Origin of the sequence: Puia dinghuensis (assembly GCF_014642875.1) — a bacterium.
Classification (GTDB): Bacteria; Bacteroidota; Bacteroidia; order Chitinophagales; family Chitinophagaceae; genus Puia; species Puia dinghuensis.
The window spans coordinates 685,550-710,826 of record NZ_BMJC01000001.1 but is presented as its reverse complement, the minus strand read 5'-3'; the positions used below and the strand labels follow the sequence as shown (position 1 = coordinate 710,826).

The 25,277-nt window shown below is 45.2% G+C and carries 21 protein-coding genes, 1 tRNA gene and 1 pseudogene; 12 read left to right on the top strand and 11 right to left on the bottom strand.

The window, feature by feature from the left end:
- The first annotated feature begins 9 nt into the window (after positions 1-9).
- The 4 genes from IEY39_RS02715 to IEY39_RS02700 all read left to right on the top strand — a co-directional run bounded on the left by IEY39_RS02715 (position 10) and on the right by IEY39_RS02700 (position 5,433).
- On the top strand, positions 10-1,128 hold the full coding sequence (locus IEY39_RS02715) for a sensor histidine kinase (protein WP_188928267.1): 1,119 nt from the start codon (positions 10-12) through the stop codon (positions 1,126-1,128).
- On the top strand, positions 1,125-1,556 hold the full coding sequence (locus tag IEY39_RS02710) for a response regulator (RefSeq protein WP_188928265.1): 432 nt from the start codon (positions 1,125-1,127) through the stop codon (positions 1,554-1,556). Before IEY39_RS02715 ends, IEY39_RS02710 begins: the two co-directional genes overlap by 4 nt.
- Positions 1,557-1,718: 162 nt before the next feature.
- Positions 1,719-4,421 carry a pectate lyase family protein gene (locus tag IEY39_RS02705; protein WP_188928263.1) on the top strand — a complete coding sequence of 901 codons (2,703 nt, stop codon included), beginning with the start codon at positions 1,719-1,721 and terminating at the stop codon, positions 4,419-4,421.
- A 187-nt stretch (positions 4,422-4,608) separates the two neighbouring features.
- Complete coding sequence (locus tag IEY39_RS02700; protein WP_188928261.1) at positions 4,609-5,433, top strand: BRO-N domain-containing protein; 825 nt, start codon at positions 4,609-4,611, stop codon at positions 5,431-5,433.
- A gap of 236 nt (positions 5,434-5,669) precedes the next feature.
- On the opposite strand, the gene IEY39_RS02695 is transcribed toward IEY39_RS02700, so the two are convergent.
- The 3 genes from IEY39_RS02695 to mgrA all read right to left on the bottom strand — a co-directional run bounded on the left by IEY39_RS02695 (position 5,670) and on the right by mgrA (position 7,911).
- Positions 5,670-6,182 carry a hypothetical protein gene (locus IEY39_RS02695; RefSeq protein WP_188928259.1) on the bottom strand — a complete coding sequence of 171 codons (513 nt, stop codon included), beginning with the start codon at positions 6,180-6,182 and terminating at the stop codon, positions 5,670-5,672.
- 113 nt (positions 6,183-6,295) lie between these two features.
- Positions 6,296-6,778 carry a hypothetical protein gene (locus IEY39_RS02690; protein ID WP_188928257.1) on the bottom strand — a complete coding sequence of 161 codons (483 nt, stop codon included), beginning with the start codon at positions 6,776-6,778 and terminating at the stop codon, positions 6,296-6,298.
- A 143-nt stretch (positions 6,779-6,921) separates the two neighbouring features.
- Positions 6,922-7,911 carry an L-glyceraldehyde 3-phosphate reductase gene (mgrA, locus tag IEY39_RS02685; protein WP_188928255.1) on the bottom strand — a complete coding sequence of 330 codons (990 nt, stop codon included), beginning with the start codon at positions 7,909-7,911 and terminating at the stop codon, positions 6,922-6,924.
- Positions 7,912-7,944: 33 nt separating this feature from the next.
- Here mgrA and IEY39_RS02680 point away from each other — a divergent pair, with 33 nt between their 5' ends.
- Positions 7,945-8,481, top strand: coding sequence for a HEAT-like fold family protein (locus IEY39_RS02680; RefSeq protein WP_188928253.1), 537 nt, complete (start codon positions 7,945-7,947; stop codon positions 8,479-8,481).
- Here the strand turns inward: IEY39_RS02680 and serA are convergent.
- Entirely contained in the window at positions 8,478-9,716 is a 1,239-nt protein-coding gene (gene serA, locus IEY39_RS02675; protein WP_188928251.1) for a phosphoglycerate dehydrogenase, read from the bottom strand. The genes IEY39_RS02680 and serA overlap by 4 nt on opposite strands.
- A gap of 111 nt (positions 9,717-9,827) precedes the next feature.
- Here serA and IEY39_RS02670 point away from each other — a divergent pair, with 111 nt between their 5' ends.
- The 4 genes from IEY39_RS02670 (at position 9,828) to IEY39_RS29700 (ending at position 13,258) form a co-directional block, all read left to right on the top strand.
- On the top strand, positions 9,828-11,189 hold the full coding sequence (locus tag IEY39_RS02670) for a serine hydrolase domain-containing protein (RefSeq protein ID WP_188928249.1): 1,362 nt from the start codon (positions 9,828-9,830) through the stop codon (positions 11,187-11,189).
- Between the two features lie 110 nt (positions 11,190-11,299).
- A complete protein-coding gene (locus tag IEY39_RS02665) occupies positions 11,300-12,808 on the top strand; it encodes an NAD(P)H-hydrate dehydratase (protein ID WP_188928247.1) in 1,509 nt (502 codons plus the stop codon).
- An 81-nt stretch (positions 12,809-12,889) separates the two neighbouring features.
- Positions 12,890-12,963: transfer RNA gene (locus IEY39_RS02660), tRNA-Pro, on the top strand.
- A 31-nt stretch (positions 12,964-12,994) separates the two neighbouring features.
- Complete coding sequence (locus IEY39_RS29700) at positions 12,995-13,258, top strand: hypothetical protein (protein WP_229688739.1); 264 nt, start codon at positions 12,995-12,997, stop codon at positions 13,256-13,258.
- Between the two features lie 444 nt (positions 13,259-13,702).
- Here IEY39_RS29700 and IEY39_RS30175 read toward each other — a convergent pair.
- Together IEY39_RS30175 and IEY39_RS02650 are read right to left on the bottom strand one after the other, a co-directional pair.
- A pseudogene (locus IEY39_RS30175) lies at positions 13,703-14,476 on the bottom strand (recombinase family protein); the annotation flags it as partial.
- A gap of 102 nt (positions 14,477-14,578) precedes the next feature.
- Complete coding sequence (locus IEY39_RS02650) at positions 14,579-14,725, bottom strand: hypothetical protein (protein WP_188928245.1); 147 nt, start codon at positions 14,723-14,725, stop codon at positions 14,579-14,581.
- Between the two features lie 221 nt (positions 14,726-14,946).
- On the opposite strand from IEY39_RS02650, the gene IEY39_RS02645 reads away from it, so the two are divergent.
- Positions 14,947-15,651, top strand: coding sequence for a hypothetical protein (locus IEY39_RS02645; protein WP_188928243.1), 705 nt, complete (start codon positions 14,947-14,949; stop codon positions 15,649-15,651).
- Here the strand turns inward: IEY39_RS02645 and IEY39_RS02640 are convergent.
- The 5 genes from IEY39_RS02640 to IEY39_RS02625 all read right to left on the bottom strand — a co-directional run bounded on the left by IEY39_RS02640 (position 15,640) and on the right by IEY39_RS02625 (position 23,136).
- Positions 15,640-18,936: a KAP family P-loop NTPase fold protein gene (locus IEY39_RS02640; protein ID WP_188928241.1), complete on the bottom strand. Its 3,297-nt coding sequence runs from the start codon at positions 18,934-18,936 to the stop codon at positions 15,640-15,642. The two genes, IEY39_RS02645 and IEY39_RS02640, sit on opposite strands and share 12 nt — an antisense overlap.
- 15 nt (positions 18,937-18,951) lie before the next feature.
- Positions 18,952-21,057 carry an ATP-binding protein gene (locus IEY39_RS02635; protein ID WP_188928239.1) on the bottom strand — a complete coding sequence of 702 codons (2,106 nt, stop codon included), beginning with the start codon at positions 21,055-21,057 and terminating at the stop codon, positions 18,952-18,954.
- A gap of 11 nt (positions 21,058-21,068) precedes the next feature.
- The gene (locus IEY39_RS02630) at positions 21,069-22,508 is read right to left on the bottom strand and encodes an SIR2 family protein (RefSeq protein WP_188928234.1); all 1,440 of its coding nucleotides are present in this window, start codon (positions 22,506-22,508) and stop codon (positions 21,069-21,071) included.
- Positions 22,509-22,549: 41 nt separating this feature from the next.
- Positions 22,550-22,738 carry a helix-turn-helix domain-containing protein gene (locus IEY39_RS30170; protein ID WP_373285430.1) on the bottom strand — a complete coding sequence of 63 codons (189 nt, stop codon included), beginning with the start codon at positions 22,736-22,738 and terminating at the stop codon, positions 22,550-22,552.
- A gap of 167 nt (positions 22,739-22,905) precedes the next feature.
- Complete coding sequence (locus IEY39_RS02625; RefSeq protein WP_188928232.1) at positions 22,906-23,136, bottom strand: helix-turn-helix domain-containing protein; 231 nt, start codon at positions 23,134-23,136, stop codon at positions 22,906-22,908.
- Positions 23,137-23,217: 81 nt separating this feature from the next.
- Here IEY39_RS02625 and IEY39_RS02620 point away from each other — a divergent pair, with 81 nt between their 5' ends.
- Entirely contained in the window at positions 23,218-24,006 is a 789-nt protein-coding gene (locus IEY39_RS02620) for an RNA polymerase sigma factor (protein ID WP_188928230.1), read from the top strand.
- A complete protein-coding gene (locus IEY39_RS02615; protein WP_188928228.1) occupies positions 24,003-25,100 on the top strand; it encodes a hypothetical protein in 1,098 nt (365 codons plus the stop codon). Before IEY39_RS02620 ends, IEY39_RS02615 begins: the two co-directional genes overlap by 4 nt.
- Positions 25,101-25,277: the final 177 nt, after the last annotated feature.

Sequence of the window (25,277 nt, the reverse complement as noted above, 5' to 3'; positions counted from 1 at the left end):
ATGACCCCGATGACAAATAAGCCTGTCAGGATATTGATCCTGGAGCATGACCCGGATGATATCGAATTATTGCAACGAGAGCTTAGAAAAGGAGGATTAGAGTATGTTTCGACCCTTGTGCATGAAAGCAGGACATTTGAGAAGGAGCTCAAGGATTACAACCCTGATATTATACTCGCCGATTATACGATCCCTGGTTTTGATGGGGTGGCTGCATTTAATATCAAGAAGGAAAGTTGCCCCGATACGCCGTTTATCATTGTCTCCGGTACCATCGGTGAAGAAAATGCGGTAGAACTGATAAAGGCGGGTGTTACCGACTATGTATTAAAAGAGAACCTGTTTACAGTGGTTACAAAGATCAAACGGGCGCTAAAAGAGGCCACGGAGTACCGGGAAAAAAAGGAGCAGGCAAAAATGCTGGAAAACTATGCGCGGGAGCTGGAACGTTCCAACCAGGAACTGGAAGAGTTCGCCTATATAGCGTCGCACGATCTCCAGGAACCGCTTCGGATGATAGGCAGCTTTCTTCAATTGCTTCAGCAGAAGTATGAAGCGAAATTGGACAAGGAAGCAAACGAATATATATACTTTGCTGTAGACGGCGCCGCTCGGATGAAGTGCCTCATCGACGACCTGCTCAATTATTCCCGTATAAACAGAGACCAGACCATAAAGCCCGTCGATCTGTCTGTCATTATAAACGAAGTATTGTCGAATCTTTCCGCTAGTATTAATGAAACGGGCGCGTTGATAACTATTTCGAATGCGCCTGTGTTGAATGCCGACCCGGTGCAGATGTTGCAGTTGTTCCAGAATCTTATCGGCAATGCCATCCGATATAGAAAGGAGGGGACCAGGCCGGAAATAAATATACAAGCCTGGAAAGAAGAGACTCATTGGCTTTTTGCCATCAAAGACAATGGAATAGGTATTGAAAGCCAGTACTCCGAAAAGATATTTGTAATTTTTCAGCAATTGCATGGAAAGGCAGAGAACAAGGGGACGGGAATAGGCCTCGCCATTGCGAAAAAAATAGTGGTAAGGCATGGCGGAAAAATATGGTTTGAATCCGCGCCGGGGAAAGGGACCACCTTTTACTTCACTATCAAGTCTGAGAATATATGAGACCCATTGAGATCCTGCTCGTAGAAGACAACCCTGGCGACGCCCTTCTTGCAAAAGTCGCATTTGAAAATAGCAGATCACCTATCAATATGCATTTTGCTGTCGATGGAATGGAGGCCATTGATTTTTTATCCAAAAAAGGTAGATTTTCCGATGCCATTACGCCAGACCTGATACTGCTCGACCTGAACCTCCCCAAAAAAAGCGGAATAGAGGTACTAATTGAGATCAAGGCCGACGATCAGTTAAAAGTTATCCCCGTCATTATACTGACCACTTCAGATGCGGAACAAGACATCCTGATGTCTTATAAATTGCATGCAAATTCTTTTGTCAACAAGCCGTTTGGATTTGAATCCTTTAGTGAGATAGCCAGAAGCATTGAAAAGTTCTGGTTTGGGGTAGTCAAATACCCAAAACATGACTAAGGATACATTGATCAACTGCGGTCTCGTCGCAGTGCCCATTCCATTGCACCTGATGGTATAAGAGTACCAATATACGATTTAACTAAAATTAACAGAGGGGGAAGCCCAAATACGCTAAATTTAGTTTCTAACTGTTTTCCTTATCTTTTTAAATGCATTTATATGGCAACCTCCTTTCCTACGGCGTCGTCCCTGGGCATTCTGGCCAATGGGACAGATCAGACATCGGCTTTAAACACAGCACTTTCCAATTCCAGTTATGCAGGTATCATTTTCGATTACTCTCCTCCTGCCGCCGTCACCATCAACGGTTCGGTAACCGCAACGGGGAAGGTCCTGCAATTTTTAAACGGCAGCTACCTGACGGGCAGCGGTACCCTCAACGGCGGCTTCATCAATGCGCCGTACGATGCCAAAATATGGGACACCACTCTGCTGGTGAAGCCGCAGGGCACGACAGGCAAATATTACTCCCTGAGATGGAGCGGGGCGATAGGGGATGGGGCCACCGACGACTGGGCTGCGATGCAGAACGACATCAACATCTGCACCTATAATGGGTTGAGAGAATTATATCTTCCCACGGGAACCTACAGGATCACTAAAGGGCTTTTGTTCAGAAAGGACAATGGAGGACAATACCAGGGACTGACGCCTTCCTCCATATCTACCGCTGGCTTTTTATCCGGGATAAACCTCACCGGGGATGGCATCGCCTACGATGGCGCATCGGGACAGACCAGTATCAATTGCGCAAATGCCAATTCGTTTGCCATCGGGCTGCAAAAAGTGAAAGGGTTTGCCTGTAAGGGTATTTATTGTACAGGGGTGAATACAGGCCTTAACAATTACACTTCTTACCAGGTAATGGAGGATCCCTCATCCACTTTTTTGACCAATAGTTCGAGGGATAATATTAATTCCCCTCACTGCGGGATGAATATAGATCCTTTTGGATCTTCGAGCACCCCCTCGTCGAACATGTACCCTGATTTTACCGGATATTATGTAGAGACATCTTCCGCCGGATCGACAGAGGTAACTTTCGAGGATTGTGTTTTCAGGTATTTTACGGTGGGCCGGGTCGTGTCCATAAATGGGACCTTGCAGAATGGGGAGATCGTGAAATTCGGCAATTGCTGGGCCGATTACAATAAAGTCTCATTGGCCACCGGTCAGGCCCAGTCGAGGTCCGTCGTTTGCAATAACGACCATGTATGGGCTGCCACCATGGTAATATATGATGGACGAACTTATGGCAATAATGAAGGATGCCCGGTGACCTCAATAGGTCTTAATGCAGCAGGCGCCGTCCGGTATCTCAGTATACTCAGCGGCTGGATCAGCAACGGATTGGTGGTAAAGGACGCACACATCGAGTCGATGTGGAGCCTGGGCGGAAATTTCACCAATGTGAATGGCAATCTGAGGGTCGAAGACAGTTGGATCAACCTCGTCGGATCGAATCATAGAATAGGTGTTACGCCGCCCTACAGCATTTTCAATGGTGGTACATTAAAAATAACGAACTCCTACCTGACCAATTATGGTGCGGATGTGGCAGCCCCCCTTTCCGTGAATTGCCTGCAGGCCATCTTTGAAGATGTATTTTTTGACTTCATACCCATTAATAATTACGGATTTGGCATTACTTCGTTCAAGAATTGCTTTTGCAGTTCATCCTTCGGCGACAGCGACTTCATCGGGTGGAATTTCACGGCCGACCTCACCACATCCCAGCCGCTGTTTACCACTGGCATGAAGGCCGTGCTTTCCAATGGGTCCCCTGGGGCACCGTCTTTTAATAAAGAAAGAAGAAAGATATCATCCATTTATGATGGAATATTAACCGGCTATGGTAGCAAAGCCCCAAGGGATGTAATAGGAGCAGTATTCTCCACGACCGTGACCTTGACCAGTGTAACCTATTCCACATTGTCAGGCAATACCGCCCAGTTCAGCCTTTCCACTTCCTCGGTGGATTACAAGAACCTGATGGTAGGGGATAACCTGCTGTTCTATACAACGGATGAGTTCGGCAATACGACCGCCCTGACCTATTTCGGACAGGTGACGGCCATCAGCAGCGGCACCATTACATTGGGAGGTATCGCGAAGAATTTAAACACCACTACGGCTTACCAACTGTTTATTTACCGGAATCAATATTTAATTCCCCAACTGATACTGGGTAATGTTACTTCCGGAAGCAATGTCGTATCCAATGTATTGATCGAAACCGGCACTTCTAACGTTCCAGCCAACGTGCCTGTTTACATACCCCATTTTCCCCTTGGTACGTATATCGTAAGCTATAGCTCAGGCACCGCTCAGCTGACCCTGTCCAATAACGCGACAATAACAGAGAACAATGTGGCCATCCTTTCTTCCAACTGGATCGGGGAAGAAACAGGGGGATTCCCCAATTTGGGCAATCCTTATAACGTAGGGTATAAAAAAGGGGATAAGATATATAATAGTCGCACCGACTTGTACCCGAACATAGTGTACTGGGAATGTACCAAGAGTGGTATTACCAATATGGCAACCCTTCCCGAGTTCGTGTCCTATGATGGGACTGAGTCGACGACGTATACGGCAAGTTCGGTAACTGCCGCAACTGCGGATGCCAATAAGATCGTTTTTCTGAATGCCACTGCTAATTCCATTGTGTATACTATTAACCCTGCGGCATTTAAGAATTTAAACCAGTCACTATTCGGAATAATACCCGGGGCCAATACTATTACGATCACTCCGTCCTCGGGGACAATAAATGGTGCTGCGAGCTATTCTCTCACCAATAATCAATGTATTAAAGTCTATTCAGATGGGACCAACCTATTTATTGTCAGTAAGAGCTGATTGCGTCCGATTCAGGTAATGAATATTTCGAACCAAAAAGAGCCTTCAAGTCGTTGGATTTGAAGGCTCTTGTATAACAGTGTCATTATTGCAAGGTAAATTGACCTGTTGTTAGGCCTTGAATTACTAATATTTTTAGCGTTTTGAGAAAAACTTTATATTGCACTTCCAAAAATAAACCCGTGCTATGAGCAGTATAAAATTATTTGAAAGCAAAAAAGTACGTTCCGCTTGGAATGGACAAGAGGAGAAGTGGTATTTTTCCATTATAGATGTTATTGAAATATTAACAGATAGTACCATTCCCAGGCGTTATTGGAGTGATCTTAAAAAGAAATTGCAGGCAGAAGGAAGTGAAGTGTACGAGAAAATCGTACAGTTGAAAATGGAAGCGCCAGATGGTAAAATGCGGGAAACAGATGCCGCAGATACAAGCGCTTTATTACGTATCATCCAATCCATTCCATCCCCTAAAGCCGAGCCTTTTAAACTATGGCTTGCCAAAGTTGGGTATGAACGAATGCAGGAAATAGCAGACCCTGCCCAAGGCCTAGAACGTGCCAGGGAGAACTGGCAAAAGTTAGGAAGAAGCGAAAAATGGATACAACAGCGGATGACTGGCCAAGAGATCCGCAACAAACTGACCGACTACTGGAAAGAGCATGGTGTGCAACAAGGAGACGAATTTGCTCTTCTCACCAACGTCATACATCAGGAATGGACAGGCTTCACCGTTCAAAAACATAAACAGGTCAAAGGGCTAAAAACTCAGAACCTACGTGATCATATGACGGATGCCGAATTGATTTTTACTGCCCTTGCAGAGTTGTCTACTAAACAGATCGCTGAAAGCGATAGAGCAGAAGGCCTGCCTCAAAACGTGGTTGCGGGTAAAAAAGGCGGAAAAATAGCAAAGGACGCGAGACTGGCGCTTGAAGCAAAAACAGGTAAGAAAGTCATATCAGCGGAAAATTTTCTACCTCCTGGTAATAAGAAGAAAAGAATTCAATAAGTTGGTGCAATCCCCTAGTGGGATTGGAGCCGAGCTGCCAGTGCTAATACAGCTTGACCCTTCTGACGAATTCTGTCTAAGGCGTTAAGGTTCCAATTTTCATCCATCCTCGAATATACTCAACCTCTCCAAATAAAAGGGGAGCGAAGCGGCTCTAATAGAAGCGTAGGTCAGTTGTTTCTGCATTACCTCTAAAGAATCTATTTAACATAATGTTAATTATAGGACAAAAATTCTCAATTCAGTGGATAGCTCTTTCGGTGTCTTGCGCCACCGGTTGCCCGTATACTGGTAATGGTCAAACTCGCCGGCTTAAACGGCGGAATATACGCCTGGCCGGGAATATATTCATCGCAGTGCTCGAGCACGATTCTCAAAACCCCGCATCTTTGAGGCCGAACCCAGACCGTCGTTTCCCAATAATCGTGATGGAACCCCAGGCATTGCACCATGACGAAATAATGGCCAGCCGGCACCCGGCTGATCAAAATGCAATGGTTGCTGTCCATCGCATAGGCGCCATGAATGATGCCCGCTCCGGAGCGATCTTTCCGGTCAAAAATTACCAATACAGAATCGTGATGGATGGTTCGCCCGGTGTGGTGGCGAAAAGAAAGTAACATCTGCCCTTCCGGCTTTTTGGTGGCCCGGGGCTTTGTCCCGCCGCCCGCACCCAGCACCGGTAACAGACCGACAACAGCACAGACGGCTGCCACGATGAATATCAGTAGGGTTTTAAAGGAGTGCATAGGATGCAGGATCACCGGAAAAGAACTAAAAGTCCCCTAAAATAAGGATAAAATCGGGGAAAGTAAAGTAGTAAAAATTGGATAGTGGAGGGAGGATATCGGGAGAGGAAGAACTATTTGCCTGACTTCAGGATGGTCATGTCGGCAAAAGAAGGATGATAAGCGGGGATCACTACGTTGTCCTTGGAAAAAACTTCAGACTCCCGCAGTTTGAGCTGCACCTTTTCACTTTTCTTCGATTTGATGGTGACAAGCGTCTCCATGTGATCGCGGTGCACACCCCGGCATTCGATAGTGACGTAGTATTTGCCGGCGGGGATGGCAGGGATGGTAATGCCATGTTCTGCATCGGTGGCGAATAGCTGGTAAACGACACCCGCGCCCGTGTGGTCATAGCGATCGAAAATAACCAGGATGGAATCTTGTTGGTCGGAAACGACGTTCTTGAATTGAAAACGAACGGCGCCAACTTTGGCGACAGCTTTGCTCGCGGTGGCGGCGCTGCCGGCCGGAGCGGGTGTAGGCACAGGTCCCCGATTGGCGTACGCCGCTGTCCAGAATAGCAGGCTGACGAGGTAGAGGGTGATCTGTTTCATAAAGAGGTACGAATTTGAATAAGAGAGATCAACCCAGATGCCAATCTGTATGTAATTGATAGTAAGCCATTTGTAAGCGTATGTGGTTTACTGTTTTTCCCATAAAGGGAAGCTCCTTTCCAGAATACAGAATTGCCCTTACCTTACCGCAGGATAACTTCAATTTGGGCCAGCTCTTCTTCTGAGAACCAGGTATTTCTGAAACATTGAAGGGAGTCGGTCAACTGCTCGGGCCGGCTTGCCCCGATGAGGACGGAGGTAATACGTTTGTCGCGGAGAACCCACGCCAGGGCCATTTGCGCCAGGGTCTGCCCTCTCTTTGTCGCCATTTCATTCAGTTGTTGCAACTTGGCTATCTTTTCCGGGGTCACCTGTTCCGCTTTCAGGAAGCCTGTAGGCCTAGCAGCCCGCGAATCTTCCGGGATGCCTTTCAGGTATTTGTCGGTGAGCAGCCCCTGGGCCAGCGGGGAAAAAGGAATACAACCCACTCCTTCCCTTTCGAGCAGATGGAGCAGTCCGCCTTCCACCCACCGCTCGAACATAGAATATTTCGGCTGGTGGATCAGGCAGGGAGTGCCGAGCTGCCGTAAGATCTGTATCGCCTTTGCGGCTTCCTCAGCCGGATAGTTGGAGATACCAACATACAATGCCTTCCCCTGCCGGACGATGTGATCCAATGCCATCATGGTTTCCTCCAATGGGGTGTTAGGATCAGGCCGGTGATGATAGAAGATATCGACGTAGTCAAGCCCCATGCGTTGCAGGCTTTGGTCCAGGCTGGCCACCAGGTATTTCCTCGAACCCCAATCGCCGTAAGGACCGGGCCACATTGTATAGCCCGCCTTGGACGAAATGATCAGCTGATCGCGGTAACCGTGAAAATCCTGTTGCAGGATGCGGCCAAAATTCTGTTCCGCAGAGCCCGGTGGCGGACCATAGTTGTTGGCCAGATCGAAATGCGTGATCCCCGAATCAAAAGCCAGGTGCAGGATACGGCGCCCATTCTCCAGGTCGTCTACATCACCGAAATTATGCCAGAGCCCAAGTGATACCACCGGCAACAAAAGGCCGCTGCGGCCGCAACGCCGGTATTCCATGGATTCATAGCGGGATTGACTGGGGCGATAGCTCATATTAGAAGGAATATGCGTTAAATTTAGGCAACTATGGATATCCTGGAAGGGCTAAAAAAAGAACACAGCAAAAAACAAACAGACCGCATCGTCCGCTACATCGGCGCCGACAAGAAACGCTTCGCCATGCTCATCGAATTGTTCTTTAAAGGCGAGTACCGCATCACCCAACGGGCCGCCTGGCCACTGAGTTACTGCGTCCGGGCGCATCCCGAATTGATACAACCCTATTTCAAACCCCTGCTGGACAATCTCGGGCGGAAGGATATTCACATCGCCGTGGTCCGCAATACCGTTCGGCTGCTCCAGGATGTGGCCATCCCCAAAAAACACCAGGGACGGGTGATGAGCATCTGTTTTGATCTTATCCAGTCACCGGAGACCCCCATCGCCGTTAAGGCTTTTTCACTGACGATCTTGTCCCATCTGGCCGCAGACTATCCCGACATCCGGGGCGAACTAAAGCTCATCATCGAAGAACAATGGGAACATTCGACACCGGCCTTCCGCAGCCGGGCAAAGAAGGTGCTAAAAGCGATGGAAAGCTTGCCACAGTCATCTCAGGATTAATACAGCAGCCTTGTTTTGATGGTCTGCTTCACCTCCTTCAATAATTGCAGCGCCTGGTTGGACAGTCGTTTGTCGATATCCAGGACGACGTATCCGATCTCGTCATTGGTCTTCAGATACTGCCCCAGGATATTGATATTATGACTGGAAAGCGTACTGTTGATCTCCGAAAGCACACCCGGCACATTCCGATGGATATGCAGGATGCGATGCGTCCCTTCCTGGAGAGGCAGCGATAACGGTGGAACAGTATGGCTGCCGATGGTCATCCCCGTCTCCAGGTATTGGAACAGCTTGTTGCTGACATCCTCGCCGATATTCTCCTGGGCTTCTTCCGTAGACCCGCCGATGTGGGGAGTCAGGATCACATTGGGCAGACCTTGCAGCGGTGTCGTGAACCGGTCGCCATTCTTCTCGGGCTCCCAGGGATAAACGTCAATGGCCGCACCGGAAAGCTGCCCCTCCTGCAGGGCTTTGGCCAGCCCCTCCAGGTCGACCACTTCCCCACGGGCATAGTTCAACAGGATCGACCCCTTCTTAAACTGCTTGAGGACGGTCTTATTGATCATATTCTTCGTCTGCAGCGTGTCCGGGACATGGAGAGTTATGATATCCGCCTGGCTCACCACCTCTTTGATCGTCTTTTTGGCTTCGGCATTGCCAAGCGGCAGTTTGGTCACCGTATCGTAAAAGATGACCTTCATCCCCAGGGCTTCAGCCAGGATGCTCACTTGGGTGCCAATATTCCCATATCCAATGATTCCCAATGTTTTACCTCTTAATTCATAGCTCCCTTTTGCCTCTTTCAGCCAGATACCGTCATGGGCGGCCTTGCTTTTATCGGGAATCCGCCGGATCAGCATGATCGCCAGGCCGATGACCAGCTCTGCCACCGACCGGGTATTGGAATAGGGGGCATTGAAGACCACGACCCCGGAATTGGTGGCGGCTTTCAGGTCTACCTGGTTGACTCCTATGCAAAAACAGCCGATAGCCTGTAATTTTTTTGCAGCTTCCAGGACTTTGGGGGTAATCTGGGTCTTCGAGCGGATGCCCAGCAGATGCACATCCTTCACCTCTTTGATGAGTTGCTCTTCCGGTAAGGCCCCTGTTAGCTTTCGTACAGATGCATATCCTGACTCTATAAAATGCTTGACGGCGGCGTCGCTGATATTTTCTAAAAAGAGAATGTTAATCTTTTCTTTGGGATAACTTGTAGTTTTCTTCTCCGTCATAATTTTGCCCGTCTTTTTGCGTTAGTTGCGAAATGGAAATGCAAATTAACATCGGATTATTTTAATTTTGCCATTTTTCCTGGTCAAAAAATTAAAGACAATATTTAGCGGATGACAATGAAAGGTATTGGTTATTTGGTGCTGTCCGTGACTTTGGTGGTAATATCCTGTGGTCAGGCTCAAACGGCAAAGAATGTTCCCAAGGTAGATACAATGGCGCCGGCGCCGGTGACAGCTCCAGCGCTGACAGGGCCCGAACAGGAACGCTACACAGCGATGGCGACACATTTTTTTGATCCTATGCTGGCTGGTCGCTTCAACGGAAGCATCCTGGTAGCAAAGGATGGGATCATCCTCTTTGAAAAATACAAGGGCTTCCGCAACCCGGTGCGTCACCAGGACTCCATCACCGCGCATACGGCCTTCCATCTGGCTTCCGTTTCCAAGACTTTTACCGCCATGGCCACGCTCAAGCTTTGGCAGGAAGGCAAATTGGACATCCACGATCCGGTATCGAAATACCTCGCCGGCTTCCCCTACCATGACGTCACCGTCGAAACTCTGCTCAATCATCGCAGCGGTCTGCACAACTATGTTCATTACATGGACAAGCCGGGTGTCAACAAGCATATATTCCTCCACAATGCCGATGTGTTGCAATACATTATCGATCATCCCGGCGCCCGCGAGATCTTTAGCGGCAGGGCCGATCGTCATTTTGAATATTCCAACACCAACTATGCCCTGCTGGCCCTCATCATCGAGAAGGTGTCGGGGATGCCTTATCCGGAATATCTCGCTAAAACTTTCTTCCAGCCGCTTGGGATGCAGGATACTTATGTCTATACGGCGCCCGACTCCGGTCGGAGCATGGACTCCTACTACCAGACCGGCCGGCCCTTCCGGCTGGAGTTTCTCGACCAGGTATATGGCGACAAGAATGTCTACAGTACGGTGCGGGATATGTATAAATGGGATCAGGCTTTGAGGTCTGGACAAATGTTTTCCAAGGGTGTGTTGGACAGTGCTTATGCCGGGTATAGCTTCGAAAAGCCCGGTCAGCGCAACTATGGTCTCGGCTGGCGAATGCTGATGATCCCCAATGGGAAAAAGCTCATCTACCACAATGGCTGGTGGCATGGCAACCGTACCGTCTTTGTACGGATGATGGATGAGGATGCCACGATCATCGCCCTTAGCAACAACGATTATAAGAACGTCTATACGGCCAAACGGCTTTGCGATCTCTTTGGCGACTACCGTCAGGGCCAGGGTCATACTAATTTCGACGAAGGTGAACCCGATCCCGCCGACAGTACGGGTGGGGTTGCAGGTGAGCCGCCGCACGAAGAAAAGAAGCCGGTGGCCCCCACCGTGGCGCATACCCATCTCCACCATCATGTAGCCAGGAGAGGTGCCAGCCATTCAGGCCGGAGGCTGGTGCATAAGAAAAAGCCGGCTGCGACGGCTTAGACCTTGCTGCCGCCCCGCCTGCTTGCCCTCAATTTGCCTGTGCCCGCCTCCTCCCCCCGCCTGCTTGCCCTCAATTTGCCTTTCTTCGTTGAAAATGCCTAAATTTCCGCATGGAAATCCTTTCAGCCGAACAGATCCGGGCCTGGGACGAATATACCATACAGCATGAACCGATCGCTTCCATCGACCTGATGGAGCGGGCCGCGGCGAGTTGTCTTGCCTGGCTGGAAAAACAAGGGTATCTCGATCGGTCTTTCTCTATTTATTGCGGTAAAGGCAACAATGGTGGTGATGGCCTGGCCCTCGCCCGGATGTTGTCTTTGCTGGACTGTCCGGTGACCGTACATATCCTCGAGTTCGGCAATATCGGGACAGAGGATTTCCAGGGCAACCTGGCCCGGCTTCATCAGACGCCGGTGGAAGTGCGGTTTGTCCAGGGGCCGGAGCATTTTCACCCGGTGCCGCAGGACGATATCCTCATCGACGCCTTGCTGGGTTCGGGTCTCAACCGGCCATTAGAGGGAGTTACCGCCCAACTCGTAGAGCATCTCAATGCTTCGGGCAATGAGATCATCGCCATTGATATCCCCAGTGGTCTTTTCGTCAGTCGAAGCGCAAAGGGAAATACAGTCATTCGCGCCAGCCATACGCTGAGTTTCCAGGTCTATAAGCCCGCCTTCCTGATGCCGGAGAACGAGGTGTGGGTCGGTGAGGTGCACATCCTGGATATCGGGCTGCATCCGGGATTTCTTTCGCAGATCGCCGGTGAAGCCGAAATCCTCGACCCGGACATCATAGGGGCCATCTTCAGGCCGCGCCAGGCTTTTGCGCATAAAGGCAATTTCGGTCATGCTTTACTGGTGGCGGGCAGCTATGGCAAGATGGGTGCGGCCGTACTTGCTGCGCGGGCCTGCCTGAGGACGGGAAGCGGTTTGCTCACCTGTGCCATACCTGGCTGTGGCTATGCCATCCTGCAGACGGCCTTGCCCGAAGCCATGCTGGTAATGGACCCCGACGAAAAGATCCACACAGCCGTGCCCGATGGGCTGGACAAGTATTCGGTCATCGGCGTGGGACCCGGCCTCGGCCAGGATCAGCGGACGGTAGCCTTTCTCCGATCGTTGTTGCAGCAATCCCGGAAACCCGTTGTTGTGGATGCTGACGCGTTGAATATCCTGGCTTCGCATCCCCACCTTCTCTCCCTGCTGCCCCCCTACTCTATCCTTACACCCCATCCAAAGGAGTTCGAGCGGCTTTTCGGCCCCTCGCCCGACGATTATGTGCGGGTGGAAAAGGCCCGCGAACAGGCCCGGAAGCTGGGGTGTATCATCGTTTTGAAGGGGCACTATTCGCTCATCGCGATGCCCGGCGGCAAGAGCTACTTCAATTCCACCGGCAACCCTGGCATGGCCAAGGGGGGTAGCGGCGACGTGCTCACCGGCATCCTGACGGCGCTGCTGGGTCAATCCTACTCGCCGGGCGAAGCCGCCCTCCTGGGTGTCTACCTTCATGGCCTGGCAGGCGACCTCGCCGCCGACACTCATTCCCAGGAGAGTATGCTGCCGTCCGACCTCACCGACCACCTCGGTAAAGCCTTCCAAATCATTCAGAAGAGGTAATATTGGATTTTGCCAGGTTGCCGAAGCACCGTATTTTTGCAACCCATTTGACGGTGGTCCGGCCCACCGCAAGCTTTCCCTCGGGAAGTAGCGCAGCCCGGTAGCGCACTACGTTCGGGACGTAGGGGTCGCAGGTTCGAATCCTGTCTTCCCGACTTGAGAGGACAAAGCAGGAATTATCTCGCTTTGTCCTTTTTCATTTTCGCCAAAAGCCTTGTCCAGCGTGTATATTATCTGAGCTGCCTCATTGATCCGGGTGGTTCGAAGTCGCTCCCCGTCAAAAGTCAATTTTTCCGGATACATCGAACCAATCACTTCTCGTTTCTTTTCTATCCCTCCATCCTGGTAGATATAGTCCAGCTTCAGGAGATTTTCTATTCCCGCATCCAGCAGACCGGGCATGTCCTGGTCCTCTTCCCGCGCCGCAAGCCGGGCTTTAAGCCTTTCTAACTGTTCTGCATACTTCGATTTCATGTCCCGAAAATCGGCAGGTGCAAGCTGTTTAGAGGATACCAATTCCTCGATATAGGCAATCTTATCTTCCACCTGAGCGACCTGGGCTAACAGTTCCTTCCGATCATTCAGAAGGGGCGCGGTTTGGCTGTACCAGGATTCGGTGAGGACGACTTTATAAACGTCTATTGCCTCCGGGCGGGGAATATATTTCTTCAACTCATAGATCAAACAGTCGTTCACGGCATCGGCGCTGAACCGACAGGTACACCCATCGAAGCAGTGATAATAGGAATAATACTTGTTCCGGCCTTTGGAGGCGCTGCCGGTCAAAATCTTGCCGCATTCGGGGCAAAGGAGGAATCCACGTAAAGGCAAGCTGGCATTCGATACCACTTTCAACCGATAGGTATTTCTTTTTCTACCATAAAGAACGTCCTGAACCTTGTAATACAATTCCTCGGAAATAATGGGTTCGTGCTTGGCCTTTATAAATTGGGCCTCGTCGTCTTTGTACTTTTCAAGGAAAATCTTTCCGCAATAGACGGGGTTGGTAATGCAAGTCCAAAAGAGGCTTTTGGCTCCTTTAAATCCCTTTTCCCTTGCCATCTTATAGACCTGTTCTGTATTATAAGTGCCTTCGGCTACCTGTTCAAAAGACCACCGGACAATACCGGCTAGGGGTTCCTCGGGGATAATATATTTCCTGCCTAATTCATCCGTTTTGTTGACATAGCCGACAGGTGCCAGACCCATATACCGCCCTTCCTTTTTGGCCCGCCGCATCCCGGCTATTACATTCAATGCCCGCCGGTCGTTCTCTACCTCCGGGGCGGCAAGGTAGAAGGCCAGCATCATTTTGTTTTCCGGAACCGATAAGTCCAATGGCTGCTCGATGGCCTGGGGTTCTACCCCCAACTTACGGAGGGTATTGATCATTTGGTAGGCATCCCCGGCATTCCGGCTAAAACGATCCCACTTAATAAACAGAACAAGGTCAGCTTTGCCCTTGTGCCTTTTAAGGTCTAATAAGTATCTTTTCCACTGAGGCCGGTTAAAAGTCTTGGCGGAATGATCTTCAAAGATCACCTGACGAACGGATACATTATTAATGTTGCAATAACGGCGAAGTAATTCTTCTTGGCTACGCTGAGAATAGCCCTTGTCAGCCTGTTCATCGGTTGATACCCGGATGTATAAGTCTGCTATTTTCATGTCAAAGGTTTATATTCAATTTACTAAAAGTTGAAGAAAACGGCCTGAAAATGTAGGGAATTCCCAGGCCGTTTTGATCGGAATGATGCTCGTTGCACACAGTTACCAGTGACGATCCAGGTAATTAGCGACTACGATGTCAGCTAACTTCCGGAGGAATTCCAGGACAATTGCTGCCTGTGCCACTGATACATTCATCCCTCCTTTTCTGAGCATTTCCGCTGCCTTTTCCGGTGGCAATTTTTCCATTTCTCACAGTTTATCTTTTACACAATTGCGCCCTGGTGAAAGGGCATTCCATACAAATATAGGAAATATTGTTAGGTAGAACAAATATATTTACCAAACTTATGCGTTTTCTGCGTAACTTTACTCCATTGAACGATTTTGTACTTATTTGTGCTGTTTAGTTATAAACTGGCAAGAAATTGTGAGCGCAACCATATCAAAATCGACTAAAATAGATCAAAATGGATGAGAAAAGGACATACCAGGTTACATACAAGGTCTACCATAACGAAAGGCTGAAAAAAGTCTCATTTCATGGCAAGTTGGTCTTTCCATTATATCTAAGATTAACCTTTGACCGGCGGACAACGGAGTATCGTTCCAACCTCTTTGATCTCTTTATGAAACCGAAATATGGTATCCGGGTTTCGGGGGAAATATTTCCGCCCCATATCGATAAGATTATCGAGCGGGAAGAAAAACTGATTGAATTTGTTATCGACCGGCATCCGAACGACTTTTCTTTAGAGTTGTTCAAAAAGGAATATGACTATTATGGCCGGGATCTGCTGGATGAGATGGAGGAAGGTTTTTTGAACTATTTACGCCTCTTCTTTGATGATGAAGGAATGCCGTACCTGGGTGATGTCTTTGCCATCAGCTACCAGGAAGTTACCTTGTACGATGTGGTACTGGACCTTAAAAGGGCGTTGAAGCCAGACCTATATCAACGGCTGATAGAACATTCTTTTCTCTTTGCGCCACCCTATTACCCATTGCACCAATTCCTCGAAGCGCCACTAAAGCCGAACCTAAAAATCTTCACTATTATGAATTGGGAGGATTCTTCAACTAGGCATAGATTCCAAGATTTTATGAAGAGATTTTATCCTCATCAAGACGTATCTAGCATATTAGGGCAAGTCGAAAAATGGTTAAAAGGATAAGGCTGGATTAATTTGCTGTAGAACTTTTATTCGTGTTGAGATAATGAATTTCCGCCTGTCAGACCACGCGGAGATTCTCAAGTATTTGTAGTCATTAAATAAGGTGATTGGCTTGGCTGAAGCCATAGGGGAAGATCCATCAGAGACTTTTATTGAAATCGTTTCGTTGTTATAGTAGAAATATATAATTATCTTGTTGTTTTGATAATTGTGTAATAATCTATCAACGTATTCTTGTGTGGTTCCGGAATAAACACCTAAATCTAGTGTTGGAGGTGAATCATCTGTCCCATTTCCTTCTATATCAATTTGTCCCTTTGTAAGGTGAATATAAGGGTAGTCATCTATATGCCTGGATTGAATGACAGGAGGGAATTCGCTATTTCTTGACAATCGAAAGCCAAATCGCCAGTAAGGCGTGTTAATTGGTTCTAAAGTAATCTGAAAAAAAAGGCCCTTCTTTAGCTCAAAAATGTCGGGAAGTGTTGCGTCGTTACAATCAGGGTGATTGGCATCTGGAGGTGTCTGATCTGTGAAATCAAAGGGAATGATTTTAATAACATCAAATCCTAGATAAAAATCGACCATCTTCTCCAACCCATTTTGAATGTAAACGTCTTGATAAGATTCTATTTCGACAAAAATGCTGTTGACAAGCTCTTTGGATCGATTTAAATCAAAGGCGCCGTTTTCGATGGCAAGCCCTTTGATATAAGCTATTATGGCATCTGCATTAGCCGCAAGAAATTTAGAATAGCCAACTAGGACATGATCCCAAAACCACTTTATATATTCATTACCTCGTGGATCATTTTTGTCAAAGGATGCAAAACTCCTTAACCTTTGCAGTTGATTTATAATTCTGTCGTTCGATTGGTTGTTCGATCGTTCAATCTCCAATCTTAAAAATTTTAGTTGCATTTCTCTGAAGAAGTAAAAAAACTCACCTCTTCTAGCGATATCTCCTGAAGATTCAAATACTCGAATATTCTCAATACCAAAGAGATAGCTAAAGGCGGCGAAGTCGGTAACAGTTGATGCTAATATCCGCTCTTCCAAAAAAGATAAGCTTTGATTCGCCCAAAGTATGAGATCGAAAATGAATTTCCCTAGATTATTAGCATTTAACCCTTCCTGTAATGCTTTTGAGTTCTTTGAGTGATATACCTCATTGTAAAGAAATAGTAGGGAGTCAATCAGTTTGGACAGCTCATGTTTATCACTAATGGTCACTCTGTTGAACTTTGAGTGTAATTTTTCAGTAAGCAAAGGGGAGTTTATAGTGTTATACTCGACTAGACGTCTCTTCAGAATATCGGGTGGTTGATTCAGAGCATCCTCAAATTCAGCAGTTGAAAAATCGCTCTCAAGAAGGCTCAAACTGAAGTATCTGACGAAATAGAGATCATTCGAAATTGAGTATCTTTTCAAATAGCTGCTTTTTTGAAATAGTTCATCAAGAACATCTTTAATTTCCGATGGAATTGGCCTTCCTATAATGGTGGGGAAATCAATCGGATCAGATTCGGATTTGCCTGTTTCTAAATCCCTATACTTCTTCAGAATTGATTCTCGACTATAATAGAGGGTGCTCAGCAGGTTTGCATCTTTATAGTTTATCAATTCAAGCAGAAAGAAAAAGTAGAAATTAACCTCATCTTTGATCGAGAGGTAACGCATGATGAGATTGTTGGTAAATTGCTTGATATTTCTTTCGTTTTTTATAAATCTATCAAGCCCTGAATAATCAAAACATTTTGACAATTCCACTTTGTCGATTTTTCCGACTTTCTCCCCAAGAATTTCGATTTGCTTTTCTAGGTACATTTTTGTCCGCTCCTTAATGATGTCGGTAGATAGCTCCGGTATTTTAAATTCGACGTTGAAAATTTTATCGGCATACTTTTCAGGACTACACTTTGTAAGTTCTTGTTCAATAGCTGAATTGATATAGTTCCTGTCATAGCCAACAATATAAAAAGTATTCGGGAAATCAGCTACCAGACGTATTAATCTAAATATGTCAACGATCTCCTTTTTGTCAAGCCTATCTAAGTCATCGATAGATACGATTAACACTTTCCCTTCCTGCTGTATTTGCTTAATTATTGTTTCGCGCCTTTCTTTAAGAGTTAGTGATGATTCAAACAGCAACTTTGTAAATTCTGTTTTTAATAGCGATTTTTCTGCCATTGTAATTTCCTTTCCATAAGCTTTCAATTCTGATACGAGATGCTTATTGTGTCGAAATTTGTCTTCCAAAAGGGAGAAGAAACTTGTTATGAGCATTTCGGGATTACTAAAATACCATGGAGAAAAATCTATATAGAGATACTTTTTGGATTCAGCGTGGGTTTTCAGGTTAGCAACTATTAATTCAATTAATGAGGTTTTCCCCGATCCCCATGGTGCATTTATTCCGATGGCAAACGCGTGAAATGGTTGTGTTTGAGTTATTATTTCGGAAATTTGCCTTGCGAACTTGTTTCGCTTAAGCCCAGTGCTATCTAATTCAAAAATGCTCTTATCAGTCTGGATTGCAATTCTACTTAAGGAAAGATCAGGGTATAGAAACCCTTCCTTATAGACCTGTTGGGGGCTGATCTTGCTTGCTACAAATGATTTGACAGAAAAGAATATTGTAAAAATATAGTAAACACCTATGAAATCGATATAAAGAAAATATCCATCATTCCACTTTTGACGCATGAGTAGTGGCCAGAAATGCCAAAAGGATGTGAATGATCTATATCTTACATAAATGGCGATAAGGAACATATCCCAAGTGCCAATTTTTCGCCTGCAATTTTTATAAATTAATATGATGGAAGACACAAGAAAGGCAAAATCGAAATAGGCATTAGGATGAAATCTTGCTAGTATTTTGTTCACCCATAGTTCGTTGAGTTGCGAATCTATGAACGATTCAAAGACTTCATAGATCAGAAAGAGGATGAGAGCATGAAATAAGTTTTTTTTGAAATCAGCTAGTGCAGGAAGTTTTCGAAATGTGTTCTTCACTTTTTGCGGATACTTAATCCACCAGATTTCGTCTTTGAGGGCCTTGGTTCCCTCATTGGTAATTTTGATAGTCCCAGCCAATGTTGCTGATTCTTCTATCCACCCCCTCTCCTTAAGAATTCCCTCGATACTGGTACTTGTTGAATCCTCTAGCTGCAAGGATTTACCAGCAGCATATGGTTGAACAGAACGATTTGGGTTTTTTGACGCAAGTTTGCCAATTCGTTTGAGGTATAAAATATTTAGCTTTTTTTCAGTTGGCATAGCAAATAAACGAATTTAAGTTGGAGTTCCCCCTTCCTCCCAGAGTTTAGCGATTACTTTATAGGGAGGGAAATTGTTGTCATTAGCCGTAAGCCATTTTTTGACAAACTTCGGATTGTCGCTATTAGGTTTCGGATCTGCTTTATTTATCTTGACTTGTACTGGCGTTCTCACGCCATCACCCATCACAATAGCATGTTGCTGGGGAAGAATCGGTAATTGTTGGAGAATATCTTCGTTGGCCGCGGACACCAACTGTTTAATATACTTTTGGTCCTCTGGGTTTTGAAGCCTGTGTATTATGAACGAATTACATTGAGATAAAACTGTCTTAGATAACTCCGAAGGTCTTTGACTGGAGACCACTAGTGATAAACCATACTTCCTCCCTTCCCTAGCGATTCTTTCAAATACCTTTTTGGTAATTGAGGGTTTGTCTGTTTTGTCTTTTTCAGGGATGTAGTTTTGTGCTTCCTCCAGAATTATTGCTGTAGGCATGGTACCGCGGTCTTCAGGCTTAAATCGTGCAAAAAAGTCTAAAATCAAACGTCCAATTAGTCCTGTAATGGTTTCAAGGACCTCATACGGCAGCAAAGACATATCAATGATGGTAATTTGGCTATTCTTATTCTCTGGTAGGTACCCATTATTTTGGCCAACGACCTGGGATTTGTAATAAGTTGTGAATATATCGAGGTCCTCAGAATTATATATTTTACTGTAATCTCCAAGACAAAATGCCAGAAATTTTGCAAGGGAATCACTGAAATTACTAGGATTCTTCAAAATAAGCGGACCGGCGATCCTTTCATCATCATAAAATGATTGTAGTCGAAGCTTCAAAGTAGATACGAATTCCTTTATTTTGGAACCTGAGCCTTCTGTTTCCTTTATGGCTGCATCGAAATGTGTTGTAATCAAGTCAGTATAGCTAAACCATATTGGAAGGTCAATATTTTTTTCAACTGAAATACGGGTATTCGTATTTTCAGATATATATTGTTGATATTTTTCCTTTAACTGACTAATCAAATTTGCTTCTTGTTGAACGCCTATCTGGCCGCCAATTTGAGTTACAATAGTCTTGATTTCGGAAATAATAGCAGACTCTCCAGGTGAGATCGCGTTCCCTAACCCCAGGATGTCGTTGTTGGCATTATACGTCCAATTTCCGTAGGCTTGGGTGCTTTTCTTTTTTTTCAATTCTTCGGGACTATAATCTTGCAGGTCTATAATTCCTTTTTCGCTGAATCGGTCAAGCACGTCAAGTCCATCAATTACCTGAGTATTTTTTGATATTCCAATAGCTCGTTTGAGAATAGGGGTCTGGGTATTGGCACTCGGGTCGAAGAGATAATCGAAATCGTCAAAATTCATAAACCAATATGGCATCTTAAGGCCATCCTTGTTTATATGAATTGCATTTACGAGGCCTTTTTGCTGGTACTTATTTTGACCTTCATCACCTATAAAGGCTTTTTTGTATTCGCCATTTGTGTCAAAAATAATGAAGTGCGCACTCTGCAATTTTAGCTTATCTTCAAATTCGAAATTGAACAAACTTTGAATGATTGAGGCGACGGTACACGACTTGCCAGAACCGGTATTTCCTAATATTGCAGCATGTTTTGCGAAAAATTTGTCAGGATTGATTTTAATTTGATAATCGGAAAATGCAGGAGAAGCGCCAATTGGTAAATAATAATCGTCATCCAGGTTAAACTTGTTGCTATTTGTTGTGTCGAAAATTTTGTCTAAATCTTCAGTAGTTACATACCACACTGGGTTATCCAAAATAGGGTAGTTATATACTCCTTGATTGTAAGATTCGCCATTTTCGATAGTCCCTATCATTGTTGCAACCAAATATCTTTGAGCCTTAGGTAATGTTATAAATCCAGAACTTTTTTCAATATCTGTTTCATCTTGAATTTTGACTCTGGTAACGATTGACACGATCCGATCTGCTCCAACAGGTATAATCAAATATGAGTTTATCCTAGCGATTTCATATATGTCATGAAATCCACTCTTAAAGAGACCTTTTAAATCGTCATCTAATTGAACTATCACCCGGAAGCTATCAACCGAAATTATTCTCCCAATACGGCGCTCACTCATATTTATACTTTTTAAAATGGCAAATCGATATTGCTTTCTGTAGAATCTGTGCCACCTTCCCTAGGCTTATCTGATGCGTTTTGGTCACCTGGCGGGCCGGCAGGAGGGTTTGATTTGCCGTTATCTCTATCCTTGTTGTCATAGACGTTTTTCAGGGTTTCGGCTACTTTTCCTTGGATATTTTCTTCGATAAAATCAGGTAGAACTTGGTCAACAAAAAAAGGAAAAGTTCCTAATTGATCTCCCTCAAGAATTATTATTCGCGGATCCTTAAATGAACTTAATCGAGCAATTTCTGGATTACCGGTTCCTTTGAAGTCAACAATAATTAAGGTGAATGAAGGAATTGTAAGGGCTTGGTAAATAATATCGTTGATATGTTCATCGCTAAAAGAATATCCGAAAGTAATTAGCACGGACTGAGGTTGTGTAATGGCGCTAGCCAAGTGACGAAATAGCTCTGAATATGGAAAGTCGAGGGTATAGGATTTTTTTACAGCGGAAGGATAGATCATTAATCTTTTATACTCCCTTTTTGCCTTCACTAATTCAATGGGCCATTCCTCAATTCCATAAACATTATTTCCTGTTGGCTCTGTTTGAACCCAGGTTAAGGAACCGTGGATTTTATAATATTTCAGCACTTTTTCGATCCTTGTTACTTTCCCCTGAGTGGTAGATCCAGGAAAGAAGAGATCATAATCGTAGGTTTCTGGCTTAAACGTCCTCTTGTGAAATCCGGAAAATCCATTAATATAGTGAATGCCAAGGCGATCGAATGCCATATCAAAAGCCAAGTCATAGTTGGTTGTGAAAATATTTGCTCGTTTTAGATTTAGCGGTCGTTGGAGAATCTTTTTCGCAAACTTTTCATGAAAGAAGAATTTATTCGCAGTTAGGTTTTTAATGTCCTCTTCTTGCATTCCTCTTGGGTTGTTGGAAAGAGTCTCTAAATCGCAGGTTTTGAATAGCTCTTCTTTTAATGTGGCTATTAATTCGCTAACATAGTGTTTGGAAATTAAACCCGTTGAATTGTCTTGGATAAAATCTATTGCTGTTAAATTATTCAATAGCGATTCTAAAGGGAAATCAATATTACCAGTTACTTTATTTCCATTCTCCATCCACTCCTGCCTTTTGACTTCACTTGTTTTTTGTAGGGTACTTACGATTTCAAGGAATTCTGAATACGCCTCATTCCCGACTGATCCTGGCGAATGATTTGGAATATTTTTGATGGCCTCTTCGAAAGCCATGGGAATCGTTGCGATAGAGATAGAGCCTAGCATTATCGAAGAACCAGCTCCAAATAAAAAGCTTACATTATCAAGTTCAAGGTAGTTTTTAATAAGAGTTCTGAGCTTATGTAAATTGCTTGAAACGATCCATTCGTTTATTAGATTCTCTCCGGCAATAAGAATTTTATTGCTGGTTGTAGACAATGACGGCATAGCCTGTTAGGGTTTATTTTAGTTTTACATGATGATAAGATTCAGTATAAATAAGTTTCTGGCAAAAAATCCTGCGGTGAACAATTAAAGATTTGCGCAAACCGATTTATGTGGTGAACATTATAGCGTTTATTGTACTTAAAGCTCTCCGCCTGTCCTACAAACCCATTTGACCGAAACCCTGCCTTAATGGAAAGCTCTTCCTGGCTCATATTATGGGCTATTCGCATTTCCCGAACCTTGTCAATCACGTATATATCTATCTTCGATTTCATTAATCACCTATTGGCAAGTCCAAAGGTTTGGAGAAGCATAAAAAAATACAATCACCCATAGGTGAGTATTCTCAAGAATTCCTTAACTTTAGATTGCGATGGCTGGGACGAAGGGCAAAGTCTTAGGGTAACGGCTTTTTCGGCAGGAACTCCTGCGGGCTACAGTCCAGAATCTTAGCCAGTTGGTTTAGATGCTTTATGTTATAATGGGAAGGATACTTTGGGCTTTCTACTTTGCCGATAAAGCCCACTGACATGCCTAATTCGTTAGCAAGTTCAGCTTGAGAGATATTTTTCTCAAGTCGTTTCTCCTTTACCCTGGTAATAACATAGAGGTCGATTTTCGTTTTCATTAATCACCTATTGGCAAGTATAAAGGTGCGGTATTCTTGTGTCCTTGACAATCACCCATAGGTAAGTATTTGAGGGTTTATATGAGCTACGAACTACCTACACCAACCGAACAGGCATATTTCCTCCGATATAAGAATGGGGAAGAAGAAGGCTTTACGCAACTATACCGGATGATGTTTAATTCACTACTCCGATACGGAATGCGGATTTTGCCGAATGAATTTGCCGTAACGACCATTGTCCAGGACGCCCTTCTAAAAGCGTGGGATTTCAGGGAAAGGATGACTTGCTTACAGCATACTTTCCGGTTTATGTGCATGAATGTAAAATGGGCCTGCTACGACTATTATAGGCAACCAGAAATCCGGCAGGTAGTTTACCTGGACCACGACACGTACCCCGATGTAAGTTTTTTACCGGGATCGGAAGAGGCGGGACCGGTATGTAACGAAGAAGCGCTACTCAAATCTATATACGATGTCATGCCTTATCTGCCAATGAACAAGCAGACCATTTTGCAACTTTATTTTAAGTACGGATTCAGCTATAAGCAGATTGCCAAACGATACGGTGCAAATATCCAGACTATTAGCAAGAATCTCCATGAAGCATTGGCTTATCTGAAAAAGGTGATTCATTCAAAAAAACAATTAACCAAACCGATTTCCTTCCCTGTCACAAACGATAAATATCAGGCAGAGGAATATTTAACCGGAGAAATGCTTCAGCTTTTCAAGCTGCGTTATGAAAGCAAGCTCCCTTTTGATGTGATCGCAGCCAAACTGAACCTACCGCAGCCGTATATACAGCAACAGTATGCCGCAGCGCATGCCAAATTACAACAACTTAAAATCTCCCGCCGTCCGTGAATGCCGAAACAATGATATTAACCCGGAAGGTTCAGTTGATTATTGACAGCAACGATAAAGCCTTTATCGGCGAAGTGTATAGAACGCTATATCGGTGGCAGTATATTTGTTTCAGGGCGGCGAACTACATTTTTACCCACCTTTTCATCCAGGAGCAATTAAAAGAATTGTTTTACCTGAAAGATGAGGTGAAGGTTAAGTTAGCCGATTGTTGCAAAAATCCTGATGGCATTCTGACTTGTTCACAATTAGGTACGACCTACCGGGTATTGAATAAGCATTTCAAGGGGGATATTCCTATGAATATTATAAGCAGCCTGAACATGACCCTGGCTAAGCATTTTAACAATGAAAAGGAGGGCTACTTGAAGGGTGAGAAATCCGTTCGAAACTACAAGAGGGATATACCTATCCCTTTTCAGCGCAGAAATATTACCCGGCTACAGCTCGCGGAAAACGCAAAAGAGTATAAGTTTAATCTTTTTAAAATTCCCTTCCATACCTATTTAGGCCGGGATAAGTTTGATAAACGCCTTCTTTTTGATCGGCTATTAAAAGGTGAGGTCCAACTGAAAAATAGCTCCCTGCAACTGTGCAATGGGAAAATATATTTACTGGCGGCTTTTGAAACTCGAAAGGAAAAACACGAATTGGATGCCAGTATTGTCGCCGAAGCACATCTTTCTATTGATTACCCAATTGTCGTGCGGATTGGGAAATTTCAGGCTACAATTGGCAGCAAAGAAGAGTTTCTGTATAGGAGGCTGGCGATACAGGCCGCCCGAAGTCGGGCACAAAAAGACGCCTCTTACAACAGAGGACAGCACGGACGACGGCGGAAGCTGAAAGCCTTGGAGCATTTTCGAGATAGGGAAAGGGATTATGTGCAGCAAAGGCTGCATGTATATAGCCGCCAATTGATCGATCTGTGTGTTAAGCACCGGGCAGCCTCTCTTATTTTGGTGGGCCAGACAGAAAAGGAAGCTGCTGCGGCCGGTGAGGAATTTGTTTTCCGTAATTGGAGCTACTATGCTTTGAAAGAGAAGATTCAGTATAAAGCAAATAAAGCGGGTATTATGCTGATTACGGAATAAATCTTGCTTTTCTGAGGCTGCTTGTACAGCCGCATGGTGAGGCTATGCAAGGCACTCACTAAGTATCCTGACGGATATATACAATGGCCCCTATTAGCTTTTGGCCACTAGTTATATCAAGAGGGATGTTTACAATTGGGCCTACTTATTCGTTTTGGAGGGAAATCTATTCTATCC